Genomic DNA, 9,857 nt, shown 5'->3' with positions numbered 1-9,857 from the left:
GATTTACTGTTTCTCAAATGCCTTTTTTCACTTTATATGTTTGTTTTGATGCTCTCTTTAATTTTTTCTCTACGTAATTTACCTCTGTGACAGTTTGGGGTGCGGAATGTGGGATCTAATAAGATATCATCGCGGTTTTCTGCCATTTCTATAAATGCTTTTTCCCAACCCTTTCTGACTTGTTCAATTGGGCGAATAATGAGATGATTTCCTTGAACTTCTATTTCTACTTCTGAGTTAATTCCGCTTTGTTCTAATAGGGTTTTGGGGATGCGTAACCCTTGGGAGTTACCAATTTTGACTATTCGGGTTTTGATTGCTGTACCCATTTTATGTTTTTGGGGATAGGGTGGTGTTTACATTGTAATTACATAAATAAAAATAGTCAAGTAGAAAGCCGCAAGTAATGATGTAAACTTAGGATAGGGCTTAATATTTTTTGTATACAGCCACGCCACGCAAGAAATTCAAGGGATTTTATGCCTGTTAACTATTGATTCGCTTCTTCCAGAAAAAATCAAAACATGGTATTGCTACATCTAAGCAAGACATTGACTTAATTGAAGCAAGACTTGAAAGAGAAAAACAGCATTATAAACAAGTTTATCAGTAAGAGAAAAGGAAATAATCATGACAGAACATATTGAAATAAAACCCAGTAGCGGTAACGTATTTACTGACTTAGGTTTACCCAACCCAGATGAAATACTAGTAAAAGCAGAACTAGCACGAAAAATCAGTAATGCTATCATTGCACGTCATATTACACAAGCAGAAGCGGCTGAATTATTAGGAATTGATCAACCAAAAGTTTCTGCTTTAATGAGAGGAAGACTTACAGGTTTTTCTCTAGAAAGAATGTTTAGATTTCTCAATACTTTGGGAATTGATGTAGAAATTACAGTCAAAGCTAAATCTAGAGATGATGCACGGATAATAGTAGTTTAATTTGTGCTTGTGAAAAGGTTGACTTTGATGAATGGTAGATATTTACTCGATCTCAAACTCTCATTCCTCTGTGATCTCTGTGATCTGGCGTGGTTCGTTTTTAGTAACTTGTGCGTAAGTCCTAAAGATAAAAAGAAATAATCATGACAGAAAATATTGATATAAAAGCCAGTTGTAGCAAGGTATTTATAGTATTGCTAAAACCAGCCTTTTTATTGAATATTAGTACAGTGTCTAGAATGATACCTATTGCCTTTAAGTTAGTTCAATTTGCGAATCATCACCAATTAAAAAACGTAATGCTTTAGGACGACGGGGGGCTATACTTAATTGGGCGCGTTGTCCAATTAAACTATCAATAATCCGCTGTTGAATACCCGTAATTTTAGCACCTTCTAAAACTACACTATGTTCTAAATCCGTTTCTATCAGGGTTGAATTATCCGCAATGCTACTATAAGGACCGATAAAACAGTTTTCTAAATAACAATTATTCCCAATTATCACAGGTCCACGAATTGTACAGTTGATAATTTTAGATTTAGCACCAATTTCTACTCTACCAATAATCTGAGTTTTACTATCAATGTCGCCTAAAATTGATTTTGTTAAATAGGTATCAAGAATTAGCCTGTTAGCTTCTAATAAATCATCTTTTTTCCCTGTATCTAACCACCAACCATCAAGATTATAAGCTAAAACTTCTTTTTTTTGATCTATTAAACATTGAATAGCGTCCGTAATTTCTAATTCTCCCCTCGCTGAAGGTTTAATTTGAGAAATTGCATCATGGATAGTCGCCAAAAAGAAATAAACTCCTACCAATGCTAAATTTGACGGGGGAACTTTTGGCTTTTCAATTAATTGTAATACCTTACCTTTTTCATCTACCTTCGCTACACCAAAGGCGCTAGGATTTGGGACTTTACGCAACAGAATTAAAGCATCTGGTTCTTGTTGGCTAAATTTATGCAAAAATGAACTTAAGTCCCCTTGTTGAATTAAGTTATCTCCCAAATACATCATAAATGGAGAATCTTTTAAAAAAGGACGCGCCACCTGGACAGCGTGGGCTAAACCGGCTGGTTGTTCTTGCAAAATATAGGTAATATTCACACCGAATTTTTCCCCATTTCCGGTTTTATTTTTGACTTCTTCTCCTGTTTCTGGACTGATAATAATAGCAATATCCGTAATTCCCGCCCCAGCCATTTCTTCAATTCCGTACCATAAAATTGGTTTATTAGCAACGGGGACAAGTTGTTTTGCTCCGGTATAAGTTAAGGGGCGTAATCTTGTGCCTTTTCCACCGGATAAAATTAGTGCTTTCATAGAGATTTTCCTTGTAATTCTTTTAACATTAATCTTAGTCTTTGTCGCCAATGGGGAGGATAAGTTGCCAATATTCTAGATATCTTATCACAAGCTAAAATGGAGTAAGCGGGACGTTTTGCGGGTGTGGGATATTCGGGAGTGGTAATAGGAATGATCTTTTCAATTTTCAGGGAAAAGCCCATTTTTTCAGCTTCTTCAAAAATAGCTATAGCAAAGTCATACCAACTCGCAACACCACTATTTGTATAGTGATAAATTCCAGTAATTTCTGATGTTAATTGGGGGATAATTTGGGATATTGTCAATGCTATATCTTGAGACCAAGTAGGAGTACCAATTTGATCTGCAACTACCCTAATTTCGGGTTTTTCTTTACCAAGTCGTAACATCGTTTTCACAAAATTACTTTTTCCATAAGTCCCATAAACCCAAGCTGTACGGATAATTATATGATGATGGGGACAAGTTTTTTGAATTGCTATTTCTCCGGCTAATTTTGTCTTTCCATAGACACTTAATGGATTAGGAATATCAGTTTCTTGATAGGGATAATTGTGATTACCGTTAAATACGTAATCTGTGGAAAGATGAATTAAGAAACTTCCTAGTTTTTGGCTTTCTTCGGCGATAATTTGCGGGGCTATAGCATTGACAGTATTAGCTATTTCTGGTTCGCTTTCGGCTTTGTCTACGGCTGTATAAGCAGCAGCGTTGATAATTATTTCCGGGTGGGTTTCTTTGATAATTTGACGGAGGTTCTCAGGTTGATTTAAGTCTATTTGCGGACGTGCATAAGCAATAACTTTATAGTTGGTAGAGTTGGATGAAAGGGTATTTTTTAGTTCTGTACCCACTTGTCCGTTACTACCTATTAGTAATATTGATTTATTCATAAACTTCCGCTTTTTTAAAAGTTGGAGCATTACTATCTTTAGCTGATAAAATTGGAGGTGTTTTCAGAGGCCAAACTATAGCTAAATCTGCATCATTCCAAATGATAGCGCGATCGCTTCCCGGTGCATAATAATCTGTAGTTTTGTATATCACCTCTGCCATTTCTGAAAGTACGAGAAAGCCATGAGCAAAACCTGCTGGTATCCACATTTGGAGTTTATTTTCGGTGCTGAGTTCGTAACCTACCCATTGTCCAAATGTGGGAGATTTTTTTCTAATATCCACAGCCACATCAAAGATTTTACCAGCAATAACGCGAACTAATTTACCTTGGGGCTGGATAATTTGATAATGTAATCCTCGCAACACATTTTCTTCCGATTTTGAGTGATTATCTTGAACAAATTTGGCTGTAATTCCCAGTTTTTCTGTGAATATTTTTTCGTTATAGGCTTCCAAAAAAAAGCCCCTTGAGTCTTGGAAGATTGGCGTTTCAATCAAGATAATCTCTGGTATCTCCGTAGCAATAGTTTTCATGGTTTTTAATTTTACTAGTTCGCTAATTAATAAATAAGTATTATTTTTTTAGGACTTAGCCAACTGCTATAATGTTCTAACTTGTAGTCAGAACTTTAGTCCTATTTTTTCTCAAAACTATTAAATAATAGCACAAAATGTTAATTTCACAATCAAAGTTTAACAGCTACAACCTGATTATTTGCATCTTTGCGCCTTTCGGTGATACATATTCATATATTTAATCAGCAAGGCCAAATTTTGATTTATCCTTTCTTGTTATTTCCATAAATATGCAATAATTGATATATCTGTATTCTTCAAGAGAATTTTCATCAAAATCATCTATTGATCATAACTGTAAACAATGCAAGTAGAATCACAAGTGTCTCATATTGATAATAATATTTTTACTGATTTCGGTGGTGTGATGATTCCCCAAGCACCTGCTGGATTTAAATCGGGTTTTATCGGTATTATCGGTCGTCCTAATGTCGGTAAATCCACTTTAATGAATGAATTGGTTGGGCAAAAAATAGCCATTACTTCCCCCATAGCCCAAACTACTCGCAATCGTTTAAGAGGTATTTTAACTACAGAAACCGCCCAGTTGATCTTCGTGGATACACCGGGTATTCATAAACCACATCATCAATTAGGGGAAGTGCTGGTAAAAAATGCGAAAATTGCCATTGAGTCAGTAGATGTTGTATTATTTGTAGTTGATGGTACGGTTGCCTGTGGTGCGGGCGATCGCTATGTTGCTGAATTATTAACTCATAGTCAAACACCCGTAATTTTAGGAATTAATAAAATTGATCAACAACCGGAAGATGCTCAAAAAATAAATGAAAGTTATATTCAATTAGCCAATACTTATCAATGGGAAACTGCGAAATTTTCTGCTAAAACTGGCGCGGAATTATTACAACTGCAAGATTTATTAATTAGTCACCTCGAACCAGGACCATTTTATTATCCCCCGGATTTGGTTACAGACCAGCCAGAACGGTTTATTATGGGTGAATTGATTAGAGAACAGATATTATTACTAACTCGTCAAGAAGTTCCCCATTCCGTAGCCATAGCCATTGATTTAGTCGAAGAAACCCCAAAAATTACCCGCGTTCTTGCCACCATCCATGTTGAGAGAGATTCGCAAAAAGGTATTCTTATTGGTAAAGGGGGAACAATGCTTAAATCTGTTGGTAGTGCAGCTAGAGAACAAATTCAAAAGCTAATTGCGGGGAAAGTTTATCTAGAATTATTTGTCAAAGTACAACCCAAATGGCGACATTCACGGGTGCGGTTAGCAGAACTAGGTTATCGTGTCGAGGAATAAGTGATAAACTGGTTATGGTAAAAGTCAGCACCAAGGCAGTTATGATTAAATCTTGGATGATAATTGGCATTATAGCATTCTTAGTAGGTTTTGCTGGTAACTGGATGACACCCAACCAGAGTCAGTGGTTTAGACAATTACAAAGACCTCGATGGTTAACATTTGAATCAGCAATTCCCCTGATTTGGACAGTAATATTTATTTGCGGTGCTTGGTCAGCTTACATCATTTGGGAACACAGCCCAAATAGCTATACAACACGCTTGATGATGGTTTTATACCTACTCCTAGAAATATTTACCATAGCTTACACCCCTGTAATGTTACATTTTCGCAGTCTCATAGTTGGGACAATTATCGGTGGTACAGGATTGCTGATTTGTTTGTTAATCACATTAGCAGTTCTACCAGTATCCATTTGGTCGGCGTTACTATTATTACCTTATTTACTGTGGAGTCCTATAGGTACATACACCACATGGGAAATGAGTCGTCTTAATCCTCAAGATGCTTAAAGCCGGAAAGTTGAAAGTCTTGATGATGTTTGACTTTCAACTTTTTATTTTTTATCATAGGTTTTATCTCTTTGTTCCTTTGCGTCTTTGCTCCTTTGTATCTTGGCGCGAAAAAATCCCATATTATAAAACAGAAGATTTATTTTCTGTTGTTTGAATGAAAGATTGAAAATCTTCATTCGGTGTCCATTGAACTGCACCATCTTTACCAGTAAAAAAAATCTTCGTTTGTCCTTTACTTAAAGAAGATAATGTTTTACTATCTAAATTATTAGTAGGAGAGATGGCTATTTGCGGTTTAAGTGCTAAAATTAGATCTTGTAAAGATTCTGATGGACACCATAAAACCTGGGGAGAAGACAAATCTCCGCTTTTAATTAGTTCTTGAATTTGTTGGGATTTAATATTACCGACCAATAACCAGTTTTGATTAAAAATTTGTAATTTTAAAATTGGTATTTGCTCATTAATTAATTGTGCGATAATTGTCGAATTATTTATCGGTTGACCAACTGCTAAACCTTGATAGATTCCTTGCTCTTCTTGGAGTTGCTGTTGCAGTAATTGAGTGGCAATATTGTCCTCTAAATTGGGAGTATATTCATAGAAATTTTTAATTGGTATATCTTGCATAATTTCCAACCAAGGATCATAACTATGACCAGGGAACTTACTAGCGACAGCCAAATTAACTTGATTTATCCCTTGCTGTCTTAAAAATGGGAGAATTGTAAATCTACCCGTACCTTCATTTCCCCCATTAACTATCGCAATATTTCCTCGATCTTGAATTACTAAAACAGGTTCAGTCCTGGTTTCTAATAAAGTAATTCTTAGCAAATTATCATGAGAATACCACAGGGGAAAAAGCACCAAACCGACCACAATAAAACCTGCAAACCACCAGCGTTTCTGCCACCATTTTACTAACAAAGGTAAAATAATTAAAAGATAGATAATCAACATTTGCCAAATTGATATACTACCAACAGGTATCTGACTTCCTGGTAAATGATCAAAAAATTCCGCCAGTTGAATTAACCAATGGGTAGGATAATATAAAAAACCCGCTAAAATACTTCCTAAATCTGGTAAAATTAAACCTACTAAACCGCTAATCATTCCCCCAAGACTAATGATAGAAATAAATGGTGTCGTCAGAATATTAAGAGGCACACTATAAACTACAATTACACAAGCAAATTCTAGCAATCGGGGTAAAGTCCAAATTGTTGCTGCTAAAGATGCAGAAATTAAAGAACTAATTGTTGGTGGTAGCCAATCTAAACGTTTATCTATTGCTGGTGCGGTGACAATTAATCCTAACGTAGCTAAAAAACTCAATTGAAAACCTAAATTCCAAATCCACAAAGGATTAAATAATAATAATAATGTTGCTGCTATCAACAAAGATCCCAACTGCTTCACACCTTTTTCTAAAGCCAAACCGAGCAAAGCCGCAAAGCCCATAATTACGGCTCTTAATACCGCAGGTTCAAAACCGGCTAAAAACAAAAAACCAGTTAATCCCAAGCCACCCAGAGTGATCTGGGCAGCTTTATTTGTACCTTTAGTTAGCTGTAAAATTACACCCAAAATTAAAGAAGTTTGAAAACCAGAAGCAGCCAAAGCATGAGCCAAACCAGTCCTTACAAATAAATCACGGATATCATAGGGTAAATCAACAGCCTTAGCGCCTAAAACCATGGAACTGACAAGAGGACCTTCAGGAACACCTAATAAACGAGCTTGTGATCTCCCGATTTTCCCACGAACTTGCCACCATCCCCAAGGACGCTGATCATCGAGAATATTAATCTGTCTTCCCGCTAAACCCGCAAAAGTCTCCTCCTGTCGCAGATATTTCTGAAAATCAAAACCACCAGGATTTAACGCTGCTGTTGGTTTATACAAAAATCCTGTCACCGCAATTTCTTGTCCAGGATATAAACCAGTAGACTGAAGTATCGGTACAGTCACGTATAACCTACCTGTTACCTCCCTGGGATTCCCCCCAGAAGCTTGATTATTCTGTACCTCATCTAACTGAGTCGCTGCTAACCAAAATTGTCCCCTTTGACTGCGAGTTAAGCGAGGATTACTATCCACCAACCCTCGCACAATCACTGACTGTTCAAGATTACTTTTATCACTAGCCACAAAGCGACTAATATCTTTTATTCCCGGTTGAGGTAATCGCAAATTAAAATAAAAAGTAGCCAACAAACCCACCACACCAGCTATTAACCACAGACTAGGATGGGGAATATTTGTCCAGTTATTAGCAACCAGCTTTGTTTTGTCAGCAGTCCCATCTCTTTTGAGAGCAAATTTCCTTAAATTAACATATATTCGGCGAAATAACACTGCCCCAACCACACCCAAAAATAAAATCCAGACACCACCCCAGGGAATTGCGGTAAATAGCAAACCCAAAATATAACTAAGACAGATAATTATTCCACTCGTTTGCATCATAAATCACAATAAATGCCAAAGCACCCAGTAGATTAAAATTTAATTTGCTTTTTACACAAATAATTTATCTTTGGTAACTTTGGCAATCAGAAAATTATAAAGAAATACCCAAATTAAACCCTAAAACAGCATGAACAAACATAACCCCTAGTGCTATAGTCCCCAAATAAGCATGAACTACACGCAACCCAGCTTTATCGCCAAAAAATCCACTTAGAGAAATCACACCATTAATTAACAACAGTATTAACACCAGCGAACCAGTCCAAAAATGAGGACTTGCAAACAGCGGTTTTTGCTGCATCACTAACGACAAAACTCCGCCAATATACCCACCAGCTAAAAATAAAAACAACCAGGGAGCTAATTGACGATGAGCATTACGGCTTTGAATAGCTGCATCCTTATCCTTCCCCTCCAGCAACTTACCACGCCAACCCATCACCCCCACAAAAGTCCCCACCACAAAAATCACAATTCCCATCATTACTGGATGTCCCCAATGTACAATCGGTTCAGGAACACCCAGAGAACGAAACCAACTCGCAATTGGTTCTAAAACTGCACTGATATTTACCATCTTACACACCACTGTTTTAACATTAACTTCCGTATCCCCCTTGCGGGGGGGAATTGAAAAATTTGGACTTGCTGAATTGAGGTATGAATTCTCTGGCTTTCATTTTTAAAACTCTTACCTTTGCGCCTTTGCGTGAGTTAATTCATGATTCAATTATGCAACGCCAAAAATTTTAGCTTATATTATTCCTAAGCAACGGAAAACCCAACTTTTCCCTTTGTTCAACATATAAATGAGCCACTTTCCTTGCCAAATGCCGAATCCTAGTAATGTAACGAGTTCGTTCCGTCACCGAAATTACCCCTCTAGCATCCAGTAAATTAAAAGCATGAGAACACTTAATCACATAGTCTAAACTAGGTAAAACCAATCCTCGTTCTGTTAATTGAGTAGCTTCCTGCTCATATAAACCAAACAGCGTCAGCAACATTTCAGGATTAGACGCTTCAAAATTATAAGTACACTGTTCAATCTCACCTTGAAGATGAACATCACCATAAGTAATGTTATCAGTCCATTGGATCTTAGTAATAGCCTCCACTTGCTGAAGGTACATCACCAATCGCTCTAAACCATAAGTAATCTCAATGGACACAGGACGACAATCAATGCCTCCACATTGCTGGAAATATGTAAATTGGGTAATTTCCATCCCATCTAACCACACTTCCCAACCAGTACCCCAAGCGCCCACCGTCGCATCCTCCCAATTATCCTCCACAAAGCGAACATCGTGATCTTCAGGACAAATCCCCAAAGCTCGCAAAGAATCAAGATAAATCTCCTGGATATCATCTGGTGACGGCTTAATTAACACTTGATATTGATAATAATGCTGAAAGCGATTCGGATTTTCGCCATAACGACCATCTGTAGGCCGACGACAAGGCTCAACATAGGCGACAGCCCAAGGTTCAGGTCCCAAAGCCCTTAAAAACGTATGGGGATTCTTAGTACCCGCGCCCTTCTCCATATCGTAGGGTTGAGCAATTAAACAGCCACGCTGTCCCCAAAACTCATGCAATATCGCTATTACGGACTGGAAATTCACTATCTACTCTTCCTTTAGTCAACAATTTCTAACCCATTGTGGACTAAACCCAGCACTGTGGGCAGGTTTCAGGGCAATAAAAAATTTTTTTCCAAAAAGATGGAAAAAGTAGTTGACAAACCCAAATAGATTAGATATATTGAATAAGTGCCGAACAGCGAAGCCGAGAGAGGCAACGCCGAACAGCGCACCGAACCT

At 37.2% G+C, this 9,857-nt stretch carries 10 protein-coding genes and 1 pseudogene; 3 read left to right on the top strand and 8 right to left on the bottom strand.

Annotated elements, in window-relative coordinates:
- Positions 1-32: 32 nt before the first annotated feature.
- Complete coding sequence (locus H6F39_RS21255) at positions 33-329, bottom strand: AbrB/MazE/SpoVT family DNA-binding domain-containing protein (RefSeq protein ID WP_190397255.1); 297 nt, start codon at positions 327-329, stop codon at positions 33-35.
- Positions 330-630: 301 nt separating this feature from the next.
- Here H6F39_RS21255 and H6F39_RS19485 point away from each other — a divergent pair, with 301 nt between their 5' ends.
- Positions 631-948, top strand: coding sequence for a helix-turn-helix domain-containing protein (locus H6F39_RS19485; protein WP_137908970.1), 318 nt, complete (start codon positions 631-633; stop codon positions 946-948).
- Positions 949-1,203: 255 nt separating this feature from the next.
- On the opposite strand, the gene H6F39_RS19480 is transcribed toward H6F39_RS19485, so the two are convergent.
- Genes H6F39_RS19480 through rfbC form a run of 3 tightly spaced genes read right to left on the bottom strand, consistent with a single transcriptional unit; the run spans position 1,204 to position 3,714 of the window.
- Positions 1,204-2,280: a glucose-1-phosphate thymidylyltransferase gene (locus H6F39_RS19480; RefSeq protein ID WP_190397254.1), complete on the bottom strand. Its 1,077-nt coding sequence runs from the start codon at positions 2,278-2,280 to the stop codon at positions 1,204-1,206.
- Positions 2,277-3,176 carry a dTDP-4-dehydrorhamnose reductase gene (rfbD, locus tag H6F39_RS19475; RefSeq protein WP_190397253.1) on the bottom strand — a complete coding sequence of 300 codons (900 nt, stop codon included), beginning with the start codon at positions 3,174-3,176 and terminating at the stop codon, positions 2,277-2,279. Before rfbD ends, H6F39_RS19480 begins: the two co-directional genes overlap by 4 nt.
- Positions 3,169-3,714 carry a dTDP-4-dehydrorhamnose 3,5-epimerase gene (rfbC, locus tag H6F39_RS19470; RefSeq protein ID WP_137908967.1) on the bottom strand — a complete coding sequence of 182 codons (546 nt, stop codon included), beginning with the start codon at positions 3,712-3,714 and terminating at the stop codon, positions 3,169-3,171. Before rfbC ends, rfbD begins: the two co-directional genes overlap by 8 nt.
- A 346-nt stretch (positions 3,715-4,060) precedes the next feature.
- On the opposite strand from rfbC, the gene era reads away from it, so the two are divergent.
- A complete protein-coding gene (gene era, locus H6F39_RS19465) occupies positions 4,061-5,035 on the top strand; it encodes a GTPase Era (RefSeq protein ID WP_137908966.1) in 975 nt (324 codons plus the stop codon).
- Positions 5,036-5,076: 41 nt separating this feature from the next.
- Positions 5,077-5,550: a TspO/MBR family protein gene (locus tag H6F39_RS19460; RefSeq protein ID WP_190371350.1), complete on the top strand. Its 474-nt coding sequence runs from the start codon at positions 5,077-5,079 to the stop codon at positions 5,548-5,550.
- A 123-nt stretch (positions 5,551-5,673) separates the two neighbouring features.
- Here the strand turns inward: H6F39_RS19460 and H6F39_RS19455 are convergent, their stop codons facing one another.
- From H6F39_RS19455 to H6F39_RS20515, 4 genes and pseudogenes are all read right to left on the bottom strand, one after another.
- Positions 5,674-8,028, bottom strand: a complete 2,355-nt coding sequence (locus tag H6F39_RS19455; RefSeq protein WP_190397252.1) for a ComEC/Rec2 family competence protein — start codon at positions 8,026-8,028, stop codon at positions 5,674-5,676.
- A 94-nt stretch (positions 8,029-8,122) separates the two neighbouring features.
- Complete coding sequence (locus tag H6F39_RS19450; protein ID WP_190371343.1) at positions 8,123-8,608, bottom strand: DUF4079 domain-containing protein; 486 nt, start codon at positions 8,606-8,608, stop codon at positions 8,123-8,125.
- Between the two features lie 172 nt (positions 8,609-8,780).
- Positions 8,781-9,659 carry a glycine--tRNA ligase subunit alpha gene (gene glyQ, locus H6F39_RS19445; protein WP_137908963.1) on the bottom strand — a complete coding sequence of 293 codons (879 nt, stop codon included), beginning with the start codon at positions 9,657-9,659 and terminating at the stop codon, positions 8,781-8,783.
- Between the two features lie 18 nt (positions 9,660-9,677).
- Positions 9,678-9,857 (bottom strand): annotated as a pseudogene (locus H6F39_RS20515) (hypothetical protein); the annotation flags it as partial.

This window comes from Dolichospermum sp. FACHB-1250 (assembly GCF_014696335.1).
Taxonomy (GTDB): Bacteria; Cyanobacteriota; Cyanobacteriia; order Cyanobacteriales; family Nostocaceae; genus Dolichospermum; species Dolichospermum planctonicum.
Note: the sequence above shows the minus strand (reverse complement) of the source record. Positions and strands in the feature narration are given on the sequence as shown.

What these genes read in the sequence shown, in the direction of transcription:
- H6F39_RS21255 (WP_190397255.1), bottom strand. Translation starts at nt 329, where the DNA reads ATGGGTACAGCAATCAAAACCCGAATAGTCAAAATTGGTAACTCCCAA.
- H6F39_RS19485 (WP_137908970.1), top strand. Translation starts at nt 631, where the DNA reads ATGACAGAACATATTGAAATAAAACCCAGTAGCGGTAACGTATTTACT.
- H6F39_RS19480 (WP_190397254.1), bottom strand. Translation starts at nt 2,280, where the DNA reads ATGAAAGCACTAATTTTATCCGGTGGAAAAGGCACAAGATTACGCCCC.
- rfbD (WP_190397253.1), bottom strand. Translation starts at nt 3,176, where the DNA reads ATGAATAAATCAATATTACTAATAGGTAGTAACGGACAAGTGGGTACA.
- rfbC (WP_137908967.1), bottom strand. Translation starts at nt 3,714, where the DNA reads ATGAAAACTATTGCTACGGAGATACCAGAGATTATCTTGATTGAAACG.
- era (WP_137908966.1), top strand. Translation starts at nt 4,061, where the DNA reads ATGCAAGTAGAATCACAAGTGTCTCATATTGATAATAATATTTTTACT.
- H6F39_RS19460 (WP_190371350.1), top strand. Translation starts at nt 5,077, where the DNA reads ATGATTAAATCTTGGATGATAATTGGCATTATAGCATTCTTAGTAGGT.
- H6F39_RS19455 (WP_190397252.1), bottom strand. Translation starts at nt 8,028, where the DNA reads ATGATGCAAACGAGTGGAATAATTATCTGTCTTAGTTATATTTTGGGT.
- H6F39_RS19450 (WP_190371343.1), bottom strand. Translation starts at nt 8,608, where the DNA reads ATGGTAAATATCAGTGCAGTTTTAGAACCAATTGCGAGTTGGTTTCGT.